The organism is Escherichia sp. KTE172 (genome assembly GCF_000408845.1).
Classification (GTDB): Bacteria; Pseudomonadota; Gammaproteobacteria; order Enterobacterales; family Enterobacteriaceae; genus Escherichia; species Escherichia coli.
This window is the reverse complement of sequence record NZ_KE137316.1, coordinates 4,231,899-4,248,359: the sequence shown is the minus strand read 5'-3', so window position 1 is coordinate 4,248,359 and position 16,461 is coordinate 4,231,899. Positions and strand designations below refer to the sequence as shown.

13 protein-coding genes are annotated in these 16,461 nt (G+C 54.0%); 6 read left to right on the top strand and 7 right to left on the bottom strand.

The window, feature by feature from the left end:
• Window positions 1-14: 14 nt before the first annotated feature.
• Window positions 15-959: a 2,3-dihydroxyphenylpropionate/2,3-dihydroxicinnamic acid 1,2-dioxygenase gene (mhpB, locus tag G434_RS04215; RefSeq protein ID WP_000543457.1), complete on the bottom strand. Its 945-nt coding sequence runs from the start codon at window positions 957-959 to the stop codon at window positions 15-17.
• Window position 960: 1 nt separating this feature from the next.
• Window positions 961-2,625, bottom strand: a complete 1,665-nt coding sequence (locus tag G434_RS04220) for a bifunctional 3-(3-hydroxy-phenyl)propionate/3-hydroxycinnamic acid hydroxylase (RefSeq protein ID WP_001007420.1) — start codon at window positions 2,623-2,625, stop codon at window positions 961-963.
• Between the two features lie 190 nt (window positions 2,626-2,815).
• Between G434_RS04220 and G434_RS04225 the strand changes: the two genes are divergently transcribed.
• From G434_RS04225 to lacA, 5 genes are all read left to right on the top strand, one after another.
• Complete coding sequence (locus G434_RS04225) at window positions 2,816-3,649, top strand: DNA-binding transcriptional regulator (protein ID WP_001309295.1); 834 nt, start codon at window positions 2,816-2,818, stop codon at window positions 3,647-3,649.
• 76 nt (window positions 3,650-3,725) lie between these two features.
• Window positions 3,726-4,808, top strand: a complete 1,083-nt coding sequence (gene lacI / locus G434_RS04230) for a DNA-binding transcriptional repressor LacI (RefSeq protein ID WP_000805899.1) — start codon at window positions 3,726-3,728, stop codon at window positions 4,806-4,808.
• 122 nt (window positions 4,809-4,930) lie between these two features.
• On the top strand, window positions 4,931-8,005 hold the full coding sequence (lacZ, locus tag G434_RS04235) for a beta-galactosidase (protein WP_000177868.1): 3,075 nt from the start codon (window positions 4,931-4,933) through the stop codon (window positions 8,003-8,005).
• A 51-nt stretch (window positions 8,006-8,056) separates the two neighbouring features.
• Window positions 8,057-9,310: a lactose permease gene (lacY, locus tag G434_RS04240; protein ID WP_000291549.1), complete on the top strand. Its 1,254-nt coding sequence runs from the start codon at window positions 8,057-8,059 to the stop codon at window positions 9,308-9,310.
• 65 nt (window positions 9,311-9,375) lie between these two features.
• Window positions 9,376-9,987, top strand: coding sequence for a galactoside O-acetyltransferase (gene lacA, locus G434_RS04245; RefSeq protein ID WP_001445686.1), 612 nt, complete (start codon window positions 9,376-9,378; stop codon window positions 9,985-9,987).
• 87 nt (window positions 9,988-10,074) lie between these two features.
• Here the strand turns inward: lacA and cynX are convergent, their stop codons facing one another.
• From cynX to cynT, 3 genes are read right to left on the bottom strand one after another with little or no spacing between them, the layout of a single operon-like run.
• Complete coding sequence (cynX, locus tag G434_RS04250; protein WP_001309293.1) at window positions 10,075-11,256, bottom strand: cyanate transporter CynX; 1,182 nt, start codon at window positions 11,254-11,256, stop codon at window positions 10,075-10,077.
• A 5-nt stretch (window positions 11,257-11,261) separates the two neighbouring features.
• Window positions 11,262-11,732 carry a cyanase gene (gene cynS / locus G434_RS04255; protein WP_000616247.1) on the bottom strand — a complete coding sequence of 157 codons (471 nt, stop codon included), beginning with the start codon at window positions 11,730-11,732 and terminating at the stop codon, window positions 11,262-11,264.
• Window positions 11,733-11,762: 30 nt separating this feature from the next.
• Complete coding sequence (gene cynT / locus G434_RS04260; RefSeq protein ID WP_000658644.1) at window positions 11,763-12,422, bottom strand: carbonic anhydrase CynT; 660 nt, start codon at window positions 12,420-12,422, stop codon at window positions 11,763-11,765.
• A gap of 109 nt (window positions 12,423-12,531) precedes the next feature.
• Between cynT and cynR the strand changes: the two genes are divergently transcribed.
• Window positions 12,532-13,431: a transcriptional regulator CynR gene (gene cynR / locus G434_RS04265; protein WP_000952477.1), complete on the top strand. Its 900-nt coding sequence runs from the start codon at window positions 12,532-12,534 to the stop codon at window positions 13,429-13,431.
• Between the two features lie 132 nt (window positions 13,432-13,563).
• On the opposite strand, the gene codA is transcribed toward cynR, so the two are convergent.
• Both codA and codB read right to left on the bottom strand, forming a co-directional pair.
• Window positions 13,564-14,847: a cytosine/isoguanine deaminase gene (gene codA / locus G434_RS04270; protein WP_001309292.1), complete on the bottom strand. Its 1,284-nt coding sequence runs from the start codon at window positions 14,845-14,847 to the stop codon at window positions 13,564-13,566.
• The gene (gene codB / locus G434_RS04275; protein ID WP_000076236.1) at window positions 14,837-16,096 is read right to left on the bottom strand and encodes a cytosine permease; all 1,260 of its coding nucleotides are present in this window, start codon (window positions 16,094-16,096) and stop codon (window positions 14,837-14,839) included. The genes codA and codB overlap by 11 nt, the downstream gene beginning before the upstream one ends.
• Between the last annotated feature and the right edge of the window lie 365 nt (window positions 16,097-16,461).

Genomic DNA, 16,461 nt, shown 5'->3' with positions numbered 1-16,461 from the left:
CTTCTCCTGCATATTCAGTTCTCTGTTCTGGCGCTTAACGAGCCAAATCCGGCAATCCACTCCGGGATTGGGCGGTAATAACGCCCTTCGCTACGCCAGTTGCCAAACGCAGAAATAGCGGCAAAAGCGGCGACCCAGGTTTTGATTTCATGTGTCGACTTTCCGGCAATGGCGGAAAGCTCTTCGTTACTGACGGCATCCAGTTCCTGTATGCGTCCCTGCTCCAGCAAAGTCATGAACTGGTTATCCCAAATCGGGTTGAGGGGATGCAGCGTTCTCTGATCCTCAACAAACTTCTCAGCGGCGCTAATCACCCGTTGCTGACGCAATTCGCGCTCACTGGCGGGTAAATCTTTCCCGCTCCCCAACAGACGGTCGCGCATATGGGCATCGGCTTTCGCCAGTTCTGGCACCGGCGGCTGATGGGAAAGCCCACCGGAACCCAGGAACAGCACGCGTTTATTGAGAGTACTGGTGAAACGTCCAATGGCTTCACCCAACATGCGGGTACGCTGGAAACCGGGCAACGGCGTGGCGACACCGTTGATGAACACAGGCAAAACCGGCACCTTATCCAGCCCGCCGAGCAGGAACTCCAGCGGCTGGGCGAACCCGTGGTCCACCTGCATACAGTAAGAAACGGCAAGATCGATCCCGCTCTTCATGACGGCATGCGCACAGGCCTCCGCCAGCTCAACAGGCACGGGCAGCTCTCCTGCCGCACTACCGAAATCACCAATTGCCGTCGCTCCAACGCCTAAACAGAACGGTGGCATCACGTCATAGAAAAAGCCGTTGTAGTGATCTGGCGCAAACAGCACCACCAGTTCAGGGGAGAAAGCCGCAATACGCTCGCGGGCGCTGGCAATCACGCCATTGACCTCATCGAGCACCTCTTGCGCCGGGTCGACATACCCCACCAGCGGCGAGTGGGAAAGACAGTGAAGATAAGCGTGCATATCAGGCTACCTTTTCGACAGAAACGTCGGCATCAGGGCGGGTCAGCGTCATCACCGACGCCAGTTTATTCAGGGTCTTGCCCAGGGTTTGCGGAATGGCGGTGGCGGCAACAAAGCGATCCGGGCGCATCACCACCAGCGAAGCATTGTGTTGCGCGAACCAGCTACGCAGGCGACCTTGCGTATCGCCCACGCGTAGTACGCCGTCGTGGTTATCCTGTGCGGTATGAATTTGCACTTCCGGCACCACCTGAATGAAGCGTGTGCCCAACGCGCGCCACTGCTGGATTTGCTCGTCGCTCATCCCCCACAGTGGATTGCATCCCCAGCCAATTACCGCGAAGTTCGCGCCGATCGCGTTATCGAGCAGCGTCACGTCGCCGTTTTCCAGCGTGACTTTCGGCTGAATAAACATCTTGCCGACCGGAGAGTGCTTCGCTTCGCCCTCACGCACCAGCGCACCGCCGTAATATTGCGGCATCGGCTTGAAGCGCATTTCGAGGAAGTAGCGTTTTACTGGCGGCAGATAATTCAACAGCCAGGAAACGCCGTCACGTAACGTACCCTGCCAGCGTTTCGGCGGAGCCAGCACGTTGCCCGCCGTCACGGACAGGTCAATCATCGCTTTGGCGTGATCGCGACGTTCTTGTTGATAGGTATCGAGCAGCGCATCACGGGCTTTCCCCTGGATAACCAACGCCAGTTTCCATGCGAGGTTAAAGGCGTCGCGCATACCACTGTTATAGCCCTGCCCCTGCCACACCGGCATGATGTGCGCGGCATCGCCCGCCAGCAGTACGCGATCAATACGGAAACGTTGCGCCAGTCGCGCGTTATGGGTATAGACACGCTGGCGAATCAATTCAACATTGTCCGGATTAGGCAGCACTTTGCTTAACAGCTTGCGCATATTTTGCGGCTCACGCAGCTGTTCTTCGGTTTCTCCCGGCATCACCATAAATTCAAAGCGACGTACCGCATGAGGCAGCGCGGCAGAAACATACGGGCGCACCGGATCACAACACAAATAGATATGGGGCGTACTTAACGGATCGTTGGCGATATCTACCACAATCCACTGATTTGGCGCAGTTTTACCTTCAAACGGCACATTCAGGGTGCGACGGACAAAACTTGCCCCACCATCACAGGCCACCAGCCACTGGGCTTTGACCGTTTCCCGCTGCCCTTCTTCCGTTTTCAGGTGCAAGGTCACTTCGTCATCTTGCTGGCTGAAGGCCTCCAGCTCGCGGGAAAACAGGCAGCGCACATTCGGAAAACGCGACAATCCTTCCAGCATCACCGCATCGACCTGAGGCTGAATAAAGGCGTTACGGCGCGGCCAGCCAAATTCATCGGTCATTGGCTGAATATCAGCAAAACAGCGGCCTTTCGGGGTGAGAAAACGCATCGCGTGCCACGGCGTAGTGTGCGGCAGAACATTATCGACCAGGCCAACCGACTGCATGGTGCGCAGCGCCTCGTCATCAATACCAATCGCCCGCGGGTAGTCGATCAACTTATCGAGTTTCTCCACCACCAGCACGTCAATGCCCATCTGGCCGAGATAGTTCGCCATCATCAGCCCGACCGGACCGGCACCAGCGATCGCCACCTGAACGCTATGGTTAACAGCAGGCTGGATGTCAGGGTGTTGTATTGCCATTTCAGTACCTCACGACTCGGACAAAATGCCGTTGCGCGCACAGTACAGCGCAACTTATTTTGTTAAAAACATGTAAATGATTTTTTATTGTGCGCTCAGTATAGGAAGGGTGTTTTCGGCTACAATCAAAACATGCCCGAATGTGCACCAGGTGCACAACGTTGTTTTAACTATAGAAATGTCAATTAATATGCAGAACAATGAGCAGACGGAATACAAAACCGTGCGCGGCTTAACCCGCGGTCTAATGTTATTAAATATGTTAAATAAACTTGATGGCGGTGCCAGCGTCGGGCTGCTGGCGGAACTCAGCGGCCTGCATCGCACCACTGTGCGGCGACTGCTGGAGACGCTGCAGGAAGAGGGATATGTCCGGCGTAGTCCCTCCGATGACAGTTTTCGTCTGACCATCAAAGTGCGGCAATTAAGCGAAGGATTTCGTGACGAACAGTGGATTTCTGCACTGGCGGCCCCACTGCTGGGCGATCTGTTGCGCGAAGTGGTATGGCCGACAGATGTGTCCACGCTGGATGTTGATGCAATGGTGGTACGCGAAACCACTCACCGTTTCAGCCGCTTATCCTTTCACCGGGCAATGGTCGGGCGACGTTTACCGCTCCTGAAAACCGCCTCGGGCCTGACCTGGCTGGCCTTTTGCCCGGAACAAGAACGCAAGGAATTAATCGAGATGTTAGCCTCCCGCCCCGGTGATGACTATCAACTGGCACGGGAACCGTTAAAGCTGGAAGCCATTCTGGCGCGCGCGCGCAAAGAGGGGTACGGACAGAACTACCGCGGCTGGGATCAAGAAGAAAAGATCGCCTCTATTGCCGTACCGCTGCGCAGTGAACAACGGGTGATTGGCTGTCTGAATCTGGTGTATATGGCGAGCGCAATGACCATTGAACAGGCAGCGGAAAAGCATCTTCCGGCGCTACAACGGGTGGCAAAACAGATCGAAGAAGGGGTTGAATCGCAGGCTATTCTGGTGGCCGGACGGCGAAGCGGCATGCATTTACGTTGACACCATCGAATGGCGCAAAACCTTTCGCGGTATGGCATGATAGCGCCCGGAAGAGAGTCAATTCAGGGTGGTGAATGTGAAACCAGTAACGCTATACGATGTCGCAGAGTATGCCGGTGTCTCTTATCAGACCGTTTCCCGCGTGGTGAACCAGGCCAGCCACGTTTCTGCGAAAACGCGGGAAAAAGTAGAAGCGGCGATGGCGGAGCTGAATTACATTCCCAACCGCGTGGCACAACAACTGGCGGGCAAGCAGTCGTTGCTGATTGGCGTTGCCACCTCCAGTCTGGCCCTGCACGCGCCGTCGCAAATTGTCGCGGCGATTAAATCTCGCGCCGATCAACTGGGTGCCAGCGTGGTGGTGTCGATGGTAGAACGAAGCGGCGTCGAAGCCTGTAAAGCGGCGGTGCACAATCTTCTCGCGCAACGCGTCAGTGGGCTGATCATTAACTATCCGCTGGATGACCAGGATGCCATTGCTGTGGAAGCTGCCTGCACTAATGTTCCGGCTTTATTTCTTGATGTCTCTGACCAGACACCCATCAACAGTATTATTTTCTCCCATGAAGACGGTACGCGACTGGGCGTGGAGCATCTGGTCGCATTGGGTCACCAGCAAATCGCGCTGTTAGCAGGTCCATTAAGTTCTGTCTCGGCACGTCTGCGCCTGGCGGGCTGGCATAAATATCTCACTCGCAATCAAATTCAGCCGATAGCGGAACGGGAAGGCGACTGGAGTGCCATGTCCGGTTTTCAACAAACCATGCAAATGCTGAATGAGGACATCGTTCCTACTGCGATGCTGGTTGCCAACGATCAGATGGCGCTGGGCGCAATGCGCGCCATTACCGAGTCCGGGCTGCACGTTGGTGCGGATATCTCGGTAGTGGGATACGACGATACCGAAGACAGCTCGTGTTATATCCCGCCGTTAACCACCATCAAACAGGATTTTCGCCTGCTGGGGCAAACCAGCGTGGACCGCTTGCTGCAACTCTCTCAGGGCCAGGCGGTGAAGGGCAATCAGCTGTTGCCCGTCTCACTGGTGAAAAGAAAAACCACCCTTCCGCCCAATACGCAAACCGCTTCTCCCCAGGCGTTGGCAGATTCTTTAATGCAGCTGGCGCGACAAATTTCCCGACTCGAAAGCGGGCAGTGAGCGCAACGCAATTAATGTGAGTCAGCTCACTCATTAGGCACCCCAGGCTTTACACTTTATGCGTCCGGCTCGTATGTTGTGTGGAATTGTGAGCGGATAACAATTTCACACAGGATACAGCTATGACTATGATTACGGATTCACTGGCCGTCGTATTACAACGTCGTGACTGGGAAAACCCTGGCGTTACCCAACTTAATCGCCTTGCGGCACATCCCCCTTTCGCCAGCTGGCGTAATAGCGAAGAGGCCCGCACCGATCGCCCTTCCCAACAGTTGCGCAGCCTGAATGGCGAATGGCGCTTTGCCTGGTTTCCGGCACCAGAAGCGGTGCCGGAAAGCTGGCTGGAGTGCGATCTTCCTGACGCCGATACTATCGTCGTCCCCTCAAACTGGCAGATGCACGGTTACGACGCGCCCATCTACACCAACGTGACCTATCCCATTACGGTCAATCCGCCGTTTGTTCCCGTGGAGAATCCGACAGGTTGTTACTCGCTCACATTTAATGTTGATGAAAGCTGGCTACAGGAAGGCCAGACGCGAATTATTTTTGATGGCGTTAATTCGGCGTTTCATTTGTGGTGCAACGGGCGCTGGGTCGGTTACGGCCAGGACAGCCGTTTGCCGTCTGAATTTGACCTGAGCGCATTTTTACGCGCCGGAGAAAACCGCCTCGCGGTGATGGTACTGCGCTGGAGTGACGGCAGTTATCTGGAAGATCAGGATATGTGGCGGATGAGCGGCATTTTCCGTGACGTCTCGTTGCTGCACAAACCGACCACACAAATCAGCGATTTCCATGTTGCCACTCGCTTTAATGATGATTTCAGCCGCGCGGTACTGGAGGCAGAAGTTCAGATGTGCGGCGAACTGCGCGATGAGCTGCGGGTGACGGTTTCTTTGTGGCAGGGTGAAACGCAGGTCGCCAGCGGCACCACGCCTTTCGGCGGTGAAATTATCGATGAGCGTGGTGGTTATGCCGATCGCGTCACGCTACGTCTGAACGTCGAAAACCCGGCGCTGTGGAGCGCCGAAATCCCGAATCTCTATCGTGCGGTGGTTAAACTGCACACCGCCGACGGCACGCTGATTGAAGCAGAAGCCTGCGATGTCGGTTTCCGCGAAGTGCGGATTGAAAATGGTCTGCTGCTGCTGAACGGCAAGCCGTTGCTGATTCGCGGCGTTAACCGTCACGAGCATCATCCTCTGCATGGTCAGGTCATGGATGAGCAGACGATGGTGCAGGATATCCTGCTGATGAAGCAGAACAACTTTAACGCCGTGCGCTGTTCGCATTATCCGAATCATCCGCTGTGGTACACGTTGTGCGACCGCTACGGCCTGTATGTGGTGGATGAAGCCAATATTGAAACCCACGGCATGGTGCCAATGAATCGTCTGACCGATGATCCGCGCTGGCTACCCGCGATGAGCGAACGCGTAACGCGAATGGTGCAGCGCGATCGTAATCACCCGAGTGTGATCATCTGGTCGCTGGGGAATGAATCAGGCCACGGCGCTAATCACGACGCACTGTATCGCTGGATCAAATCTGTCGATCCTTCCCGCCCGGTGCAGTATGAAGGCGGCGGAGCCGACACCTCCGCAACTGATATTATTTGCCCGATGTACGCGCGCGTGGATGAAGACCAGCCCTTCCCGGCTGTGCCGAAATGGTCCATCAAAAAATGGCTTTCGCTGCCTGGAGAACTGCGCCCGCTGATCCTTTGCGAATATGCCCACGCAATGGGTAACAGTCTTGGCGGCTTCGCTAAATACTGGCAGGCATTTCGTCAGTACCCCCGTTTACAGGGCGGCTTCGTCTGGGACTGGGTGGATCAGTCGCTGATTAAATATGATGAAAACGGCAACCCGTGGTCGGCTTACGGCGGTGATTTTGGCGATACGCCGAACGATCGCCAGTTCTGCATGAACGGTCTGGTCTTTGCCGACCGCACGCCGCATCCGGCGCTGACGGAAGCAAAACACCAGCAGCAGTTTTTCCAGTTCCGTTTATCCGGGCGAACCATCGAAGTGACCAGCGAATACCTGTTCCGTCATAGCGATAACGAGCTCCTGCACTGGACGGTGGCACTGGATGGCAAGCCGCTGGCAAGCGGTGAAGTGCCTCTGGATGTCGCTCCACAAGGTAAACAGGTAATTGAACTGCCTGTACTACCGCAGCCGGAAAGCACCGGGCAACTCTGGCTAACGGTACACGTAGTGCAACCGAACGCGACCGCATGGTCAGAAGCCGGACACATCAGCGCCTGGCATCAGTGGCGTCTGGCGGAAAACCTCAGCGTGACACTCCCCGCCGCGTCCCACTCCATCCCGCATCTGACCACCAGCGAAATGGATTTTTGCATCGAGCTGGGTAATAAGCGTTGGCAATTTAACCGCCAGTCAGGCTTTCTTTCACAGATGTGGATTGGCGATGAAAAACAACTGCTGACGCCGCTGCGCGCTCAGTTCACCCGTGCACCGCTGGATAACGACATTGGCGTAAGTGAAGCGACCCGCATTGACCCTAACGCCTGGGTCGAACGCTGGAAGGCGGCGGGCCATTACCAGGCCGAAGCAGCGTTGTTGCAGTGCACGGCAGATACACTTGCCGACGCGGTGCTGATTACGACCGCTCACGCGTGGCAGCATCAGGGGAAAACCTTATTTATCAGCCGGAAAACCTACCGGATTGATGGTAGTGGTCAAATGGCGATTACCGTTGATGTTGAAGTAGCGAGCGATACACCGCATCCGGCACGGATTGGCCTGACCTGCCAGCTGGCGCAGGTCGCAGAGCGGGTAAACTGGCTCGGATTAGGGCCGCAAGAAAACTATCCCGACCGCCTTACTGCGGCCTGTTTTGACCGCTGGGATCTGCCATTGTCAGACATGTATACCCCGTACGTCTTCCCGAGCGAAAACGGTCTGCGCTGCGGGACGCGCGAATTGAATTATGGCCCACACCAGTGGCGCGGCGACTTCCAGTTCAATATCAGTCGCTACAGCCAACAACAACTGATGGAAACCAGCCATCGCCATCTGCTGCACGCGGAAGAAGGCACATGGCTGAATATCGACGGTTTCCATATGGGGATTGGTGGCGACGACTCCTGGAGCCCGTCAGTGTCGGCGGAATTCCAGCTGAGCGCCGGTCGCTACCATTACCAGTTGGTCTGGTGTCAAAAATAATAATAACCGGGCAGGCCATGTCTGCCCGTATTTCGCGTAAGGAAATCCATTATGTACTATTTAAAAAACACAAACTTTTGGATGTTCGGTTTATTCTTTTTCTTTTACTTTTTTATCATGGGAGCCTACTTCCCGTTTTTCCCGATTTGGCTACATGACATCAACCATATCAGCAAAAGTGATACGGGTATTATTTTTGCTGCTATTTCTCTGTTCTCGCTATTATTCCAACCGCTGTTTGGTCTGCTTTCTGACAAACTCGGGCTGCGCAAATACCTGCTGTGGATTATTACCGGCATGTTAGTGATGTTTGCGCCGTTCTTTATTTTTATCTTCGGGCCACTGTTACAATACAACATTTTAGTAGGATCGATTGTTGGTGGTATTTATCTTGGCTTTTGTTTTAACGCCGGTGCGCCAGCAGTAGAGGCATTTATCGAGAAAGTCAGCCGTCGCAGTAATTTCGAATTTGGTCGCGCGCGGATGTTTGGCTGTGTTGGCTGGGCGCTGTGTGCCTCGATTGTCGGCATCATGTTCACCATCAATAATCAGTTTGTTTTCTGGCTGGGTTCTGGCTGTGCACTCATCCTCGCCGTTTTGCTCTTTTTCGCCAAAACGGATGCACCCTCTTCCGCCACGGTTGCCAATGCGGTAGGTGCCAACCATTCGGCATTTAGCCTTAAGCTGGCGCTGGAACTGTTCAGACAGCCAAAACTGTGGTTTTTGTCACTGTATGTTATTGGCGTTTCCTGCACCTACGATGTTTTTGACCAACAGTTTGCTAATTTCTTTACTTCGTTCTTTGCCACCGGTGAACAGGGTACGCGGGTATTTGGCTACGTAACGACAATGGGCGAATTACTTAACGCCTCGATTATGTTCTTCGCGCCGCTGATCATTAATCGCATCGGTGGGAAAAACGCCCTGCTGCTGGCTGGCACTATTATGTCTGTACGTATTATTGGCTCATCGTTCGCCACCTCAGCGCTGGAAGTGGTTATTCTGAAAACGCTGCATATGTTTGAAGTACCGTTCCTGCTGGTGGGCTGCTTTAAATATATTACCAGCCAGTTTGAAGTGCGTTTTTCAGCGACGATTTATCTGGTCTGTTTCTGCTTCTTTAAGCAACTGGCGATGATTTTTATGTCTGTACTGGCGGGCAATATGTATGAAAGCATCGGTTTCCAGGGCGCTTATCTGGTGCTGGGTCTGGTGGCGTTGGGCTTCACCTTAATTTCCGTGTTCACGCTTAGCGGCCCCGGTCCGCTTTCTCTACTGCGTCGTCAGGTGAATGAAGTCGCTTAAGCAATCAATGTCGGATGCGGCGCGAGCGCCTTATCCGACCAACATATCATAACGGAATGATCGCAATGAACATGCCAATGACCGAAAGAATAAAAGCAGGCAAGCTATTTACCGATATGTGCGAAGGCTTACCGGAAAAAAGACTTCGTGGGAAAACGTTAATGTATGAGTTTAATCACTCGCATCCATCAGAAGTTGAAAAAAGAGAAAGCCTGATTAAAGAAATGTTTGCCACGGTAGGGGAAAACGCCTGGGTAGAACCTCCCGTCTATTTCTCTTACGGTTCCAACATCCATATAGGCCGCAATTTTTATGCAAATTTTAATTTAACCATTGTCGATGACTACACGGTAACAATCGGTGATAACGTACTGATTGCACCCAACGTTACTCTTTCCGTTACGGGACACCCGGTACACCATGAATTAAGAAAAAACGGTGAGATGTACTCTTTTCCGATAACGATTGGCAATAACGTCTGGATCGGAAGTCATGTGGTCATTAATCCAGGCGTCACCATCGGGGATAATTCTGTTATTGGCGCGGGTAGTGTCGTCATAAAAGACATTCCACCAAACGTCGTGGCTGCTGGCGTTCCTTGCCGGGTTATTCGCGAAATAAACGACCGGGATAAGCACTATTATTACAAAGATTATAAAGTTGAACCTTCAGTTTAAATTAGCACTGAAATAAATGTCGGATGCGCCATTGGGCACATCCGACAATAATTCACTCTTCCATTATCTGGCGAAACAAGCGTCGCATCATGCCTCTTTGACCCACAGCTGCGGAAAACGTGCTGGTGCAAAACGCAGGGTTATGATCATCAGCCCAACGACGCACAGCGCATGAAACGCCCAGTCCATCAAGTAATTGCCACTGATACTACGCAGCACACCAGAAAACCACGGGGCAAGCCCGGCGATGATAAAACCGATCCCCTGCATAAACGCCACCAGTTTGCCAGCAATAGCGGGTTGCGCAGAGTGATCGAGCGCCAGCAGCAAACAGAGCGGAAATGCGCCGCCCAGACCTAACCCACACACCATTGCCCACAATACCGGCAATTGCAGCGGCAGCCAGATAAAGCCGCAGAACCCCACCAGTTGTAACGCCAGCGCCAGCATCAAAAGTTTGCGCCGATCCTGATGGCGAGCCATAGCAGGCATTAGCAATGCCCCTGCTGCTTGCCCAAGCGTCATCAATGCCAGCAAGGAACCGCTGTACTGCGCGCTGGCACCAATCTCAATATAGAAAGCGGGTAACCAGGCAATCAGGCTGGCGTAACCGCCGTTAATCAGACCGAAGTAAACACCCAGCGTCCAGGCGCGGGGAGTAAATACCACGCGAACCGGAGTGGTTGTTGTCTTGTGAGAAGAGGCGACCTCGCGGGCGCTTTGCCACCACCAGGCAAAGAGCGCAACAACGGCAGGCAGCGCCCACCAGGCGAGTGTTTGATACCAGGTTTCGCTATGTTGAACTAACCAGGGCGTAATGGCGGCACCAAGTCCACCGCCGCCCATCAGAGCCGCGGACCACAGCCCCATCACCAGTGGCGTACGGTGCTGAAACCGCCGCTTAATTACCGAAGGCATCACTGCCTGAATGATGCCGATCCCCACTCCACCAAGCAGTGCGCTGCTAAGCAGCAGCGCACTTTGGGGGTAAAGCTCACGCATCAATGCACCGACGGCAATCAGTAACAAACTGATGGCGACGCTGCGACGTTCGCTGACATGCTGATGAAGCCAGCTTCCGGCCAGCGCCAGCCCGCCCATGGTAACCACCGGCAGAGCAGTCAACAGGGCTGCCACGCTAAAGCTCATTCCACTCGCCTGACGCAATTGCGGTAGCAGTGGTCCGACGGAGGTGAGCAGTGGTCGCATATTAAGACCAATCAGCACCAGAACCAGCAGCATCGTGAACGTCTTTTGATGGTCGCGCATGGTTGTCAGAACGGTTTGGTCGGCAGATATTTGCCATCTAAGGTGATGACCGCGCGTTCGCCACCTTCCGGATCCGCCACTTTCTTAACGTCGAGTTTGAAGTTAATCGCGCTGATAATGCCATCGCCAAACTTCTCATGAACCAACGCTTTCAGGGTTGTGCCGTACACCTGCAACATTTCATAGAAACGATACATCGTTGGGTCGGTTGGAATACGGTCATCAATGCAGCCACGCAGTGGAATCATCTGCAACAGTAGAATAGCGTCTTCGTCGAGATCCAGCTTCGCCCCGACCTGGCGGGCGGCGTCGGCAGGAAGCGCCTGCTGACCCAGCAAAGCCGCGGTTACGAAGGCTTCTGCCAGACCGGTGCCGTCGGCAATCTCGGCAAATGAGAGATCTTTTTTAGCTTTGCTGAGCAAAATGGCATCGGCAAGATCAAGACGAATATTGCGGTTAATTTGCGACTGAATCATGGAGGATCTCCTGATGGTTTAAAAATAAGGTTACGCTGCGGTCGGTTGGCGTAGCGGTATGGCACAAACGCGAGGATTAGCGGCCAGTGGCACAAACTGGCGGGTTGCGCCGTCAAAAGCTGCGATGCTGCCGCTTTCAATGTCGTAGACCCAGCCGTGCAGGGCGATCCGCCCCTCTTCGAGCGCCAGGCGCACCGATGGATGCGTTTGCAGATTAGCCAACTGAGCAATCACGTTTTCACGCACCATCGCCGCAGCTTTTGACGGTAAATCACGATGCGGGCGCGCCTCATTAACGACGCGGGCAGAATCGGCATAACGCAGCCAGTGAGAGACGGCAGGCATATGGTCCATGCACTGGCAGCTGGCAATAGCGGTCATTGCGCCACAGTTGGAATGACCGCAAATCACAATGTCAGATACCCGAAGCGCAGCGACGGCGTACTCCACCGAAGCAGAAACGCCACCGGGTTCTGGCCCGTAGGAAGGAACGATATTGCCCGCGTTGCGAATAACGAACAGATCGCCAGGCTCACGTTGCGTCACCAGCTCAGGGACCAGACGGCTGTCGGAGCAGGAGATAAAAAGTGTGCGCGGGCTTTGCTGTGTCGCCAGCTGTTTAAACAAGGCTTCCCGCTTCGGAAATGCCTCGCGCTGGAATTTAAGGAATCCATCAATAATCTCTTTCACCGTTAACCTCTGTCTGTCTCTGGAATGAGAGGCAGACTACTCGCCGATTGTCATAAGGTAAAAGTCTCATTTATGATGAGTTCTATTGGATTTACTTATAGGTTGGCGAATGCTCTCTCGACATATCAATTATTTTCTTGCCGTGGCTGAACATGGCAGCTTTACCCGTGCCGCCAGTGCGTTGCACGTCTCCCAGCCTGCGCTTTCCCAGCAGATTCGCCAGTTAGAGGAGAGTTTAGGCGTGCCGCTGTTTGACCGTAGCGGGCGAACGATTCGTCTCACTGATGCAGGAGAAGTCTGGCGACAGTACGCCAGCCGGGCGTTACAGGAACTGGGGGCGGGTAAACGGGCGATTCATGATGTTGCCGATCTGACGCGAGGATCGCTGCGTATCGCCGTCACCCCCACCTTTACGAGCTACTTTATCGGCCCTTTAATGGCGGATTTCTATGCGCGCTACCCCGGCATCACGCTCAAGCTACAGGAAATGTCGCAGGAGAAAATCGAAGATCTGCTTTGTCGCGACGAGTTGGACGTTGGGATTGCCTTCGCGCCTGTGCATTCGCCGGAGCTGGAGGCAATTCCTTTACTGACAGAAAGTTTAGCGTTAGTCGTGGCGCAACATCATCCGCTGGCTGCCTGTGAACAGGTGGCGTTGAGTCGCTTGCATGATGAAAAACTGGTCCTGCTCAGCGCGGAATTTGCCACCAGAGAGCAAATTGACCACTACTGTGAGAAAGCGGGGCTACATCCACAGGTGGTCATTGAGGCGAACTCAATTAGCGCGGTTCTGGAGCTGATTCGCCGCACTTCCCTTTCCACATTGTTGCCAGCAGCGATTGCCACACAACATGAAGGGCTTAAAGCTATTTCTCTTGCCCCACCACTACTGAAGAGAACGGCGGTTTTGTTGCGGCGGAAAAATAGCTGGCAGACAGCCGCCGCGAAGGCATTTTTGCAAATGGCGTTGGATAAATGCGCGGTTGTTGGCGGGAATGAATCGCGGTAACCACTGACACAATTGCCTGATGCGCTACGCTTATCAGGCCTACGAGTTCAGTGCTCTACGTAGGCCGGATAAGGCGTTCACGCCGCATCCGGCATAAACTACGCTCGCTTTGTCAACACACAGCCCAGCCGATCACCGTTTGTAATCGATGGCTTCTGGCTGCTCCAGATATACGGTGGTTTGTGCTGGTTGGGTGCTGGCAATCACCTTACCGCCACGTACCGAATAGCGCACCGGAACCTGACGGCGCAGCGCATCAAACCCATTTTCTGCAGGCAGGATAATCAGGTTGGCGCTGTTTCCGGCGGCAATGCCGTAATCCTGCAAATTCAACGTCCTGGCGCTGTGGTGGGTGATTAAATTCAGACCGTCGTTAATCTGCCCGTAGCCCATCAGCTGGCAAACATGCAGCCCCATATGCAGCACTTGCAGCATATTCGCCGTTCCCAGCGGATACCACGGATCGAAGACATCATCGTGACCAAAGCAGACGTTAATGCCGGACTCCAGCATCTCTTTAACGCGCGTGATGCCGCGACGTTTTGGATACGTATCGAAACGTCCTTGCAGATGAATATTGACCAGCGGGTTGGCGACAAAGTTAATACCGGACATTTTCAGCAAGCGGAACAGGCGTGAGGTATACGCCCCGTTATAGGAGTGCATTGCCGTTGTGTGGCTGGCGGTGACTCGCGCGCCCATGCCTTCACGGTGCGCCAGGGCTGCAACGGTTTCGACAAAGCGCGACTGTTCGTCATCAATCTCATCACAGTGAACGTCGATGAGACGGTCGTATTTTTGCGACAGGGCGAAGGTTTTATGCAGCGACTCCACGCCGTATTCACGGGTAAATTCAAAATGCGGAATCGCCCCCACTACATCTGCCCCTAAGCGTAACGCCTCTTCCAGCAACGCTTCACCGTTGGGATACGACAAAATCCCTTCCTGAGGGAAGGCGACAATTTGCAGATCAATCCACGGCGCGACTTCCTGCTTCACTTCCAGCATTGCTTTCAGCGCAGTTAGCGTTGCATCCGAAACATCGACATGGGTACGCACATGCTGAATGCCGTTGGCAATCTGCCATTTCAGCGTTTGCCAGGCGCGTTGTTTCACATCGTCATGGGTTAATAACGCTTTGCGCTCGGCCCAGCGTTCAATGCCTTCAAACAGCGTGCCGGACTGATTCCAGTTCGGTTGTCCGGCGGTTTGCGTGGTGTCCAGGTGAATATGCGGCTCCACAAACGGCGGTATAACTAAACCTTGTTCGGCATCCAGGCTGTTTTCAGTTATGGGCATCACGCCGGATTGCGCATCAATGGCGCTGATTTTTCCGTCCTGCAGATGAATCTGCCACAGCCCCTCTTTGCCTGGTAACCGGGCGTTAATAATTGTTTGTAAAGCGTTATTCGACACTGTTAACCTCCACATGCGTCATTGCTGCTGTCGTTTTACGATTCAAAATCGGGTTAAGGATCAGATAGCTCAGCGCGCCACCTAATACCGCGTTGACCGGAACAATTCCCGGTAACCAGTGGCCTGCGGCAATCCCCAGCGCGACCGCCAGAATCGCCACCCAATTGACACTCATCATACGCGTGGTCGCAAAGTGCTCATAGCGGCGACGGTTCATCAGATAGTCGGCAATGATCACGCCACCTACCGGAGGAATAGCTGCCGAAAGGAAGGTCAACCAGCCGACAAAATTGTTATACAGCCATAATGCGCAGACCGTACCGATAATACCGTTAATCACCGAAAGGGTTTTGCTCGACATACCAGTAATGTTGGCGAAACCTAAACCCGACGCATAGAGTGCGTTATCGTTGGTGGTCCAGATATTCAGCCCCAGCACCACAATCGCAGGCAGCAGCAGGCCCTGAGCAATCATCACATCAGAGATATCCGCCATCCCCAGTGCCGCAGCGCCCGCTGCACCGAAAATAAACATCAACGAGTTGCCGAGGAAAAAGGCCACCATCGCCACCAGCACCGCCAGTTTGGCATTGCGACCAAACCGGACAAAGTCAGCGGTGAGCGTACCCGCACTGATAAATGACCCCACAACCAGCGCCAGCGCGACATTGAAATCTAACGGTTGTGCGGGAACGACCGCTTTTAATGCGTCCAGGCCGCCCATGCCGTTAACAGCCAGCCACACGGAATAACCGCCCAGGCAGGCGATAGCCGGAACCGCAATCACCGAAAGAACCGTCAGCGCCGAAATGCCAAAAAAGACGGTGACGGTCATCAGTAAACCGGAAACGGCAATCAGCAAATTAATATCCAGCCCGGTTGCCTTACCCACCGGAATAGCAAACATCGCCACACCGACGCCAAACCAGCCAACCTGAGTTCCGCCCAGTAGCAGTGAAGGCAGCCATGAGCCTTTAACACCAAACGAGAAGCGAGCAAGAAGATGAGTGGTCAGGCCGGTTTTTGCGCCAATGTAACCGAGAAATGAAGTGTAAATACCGAGGAGAAGATTACCGATGAGAACTGCGAGGAAGAAATCATGATAGCTAAGACCGGTTCCGAGAGTGCCGCCGGTCCACATACTGGCGGAAAAGAAGGTTAATCCCAGCATGACGAACGTCAATGCCAATACCCCTTTCCGCGCCGACTGCGGGACTGGCCCCTGGCTAAAGTTGTTATCTTGCGACACGAAATTCCCCCTTTTTGCTGTTTGAAACCCAAAAAATTCGCCGCATTCTATTCATCTGAAGATAAAAAGCAATCGTTTTCGTGGGGAAATATATTTTTTATATGAATGAGTGCAAAAAGGTGGGGGAAAAATTATCGGTGTAAAAACAGTGGGTAGTGGGTAGGCCTGATAAGACGCGTCAGCGTCGCATCAGGCATCTGCGCACGGTGTCGGATGCGGCGCGAGCGCCTTATCCGACCTACGGTTCAGGCCTGTAGGCATGATAAGACGCACCAGCGTCGCATCAGGCATCGGCGCACGGTGTCGGATGCGGCGCGAGCGCCTTATCCGACCTACGGTTCAGGCCTGTAGGCATGATAAGACGC

Coding starts and splice junctions, on each gene's coding strand:
- lacY (WP_000291549.1), top strand. CDS start 8,057: ATGTACTATTTAAAAAACACAAACTTTTGGATGTTCGGTTTATTCTTT.
- G434_RS04225 (WP_001309295.1), top strand. CDS start 2,816: ATGCAGAACAATGAGCAGACGGAATACAAAACCGTGCGCGGCTTAACC.
- G434_RS04220 (WP_001007420.1), bottom strand. CDS start 2,625: ATGGCAATACAACACCCTGACATCCAGCCTGCTGTTAACCATAGCGTT.
- cynR (WP_000952477.1), top strand. CDS start 12,532: ATGCTCTCTCGACATATCAATTATTTTCTTGCCGTGGCTGAACATGGC.
- cynS (WP_000616247.1), bottom strand. CDS start 11,732: ATGATTCAGTCGCAAATTAACCGCAATATTCGTCTTGATCTTGCCGAT.
- lacA (WP_001445686.1), top strand. CDS start 9,376: ATGAACATGCCAATGACCGAAAGAATAAAAGCAGGCAAGCTATTTACC.
- mhpB (WP_000543457.1), bottom strand. CDS start 959: ATGCACGCTTATCTTCACTGTCTTTCCCACTCGCCGCTGGTGGGGTAT.
- lacZ (WP_000177868.1), top strand. CDS start 4,931: ATGACTATGATTACGGATTCACTGGCCGTCGTATTACAACGTCGTGAC.
- cynX (WP_001309293.1), bottom strand. CDS start 11,256: ATGCGCGACCATCAAAAGACGTTCACGATGCTGCTGGTTCTGGTGCTG.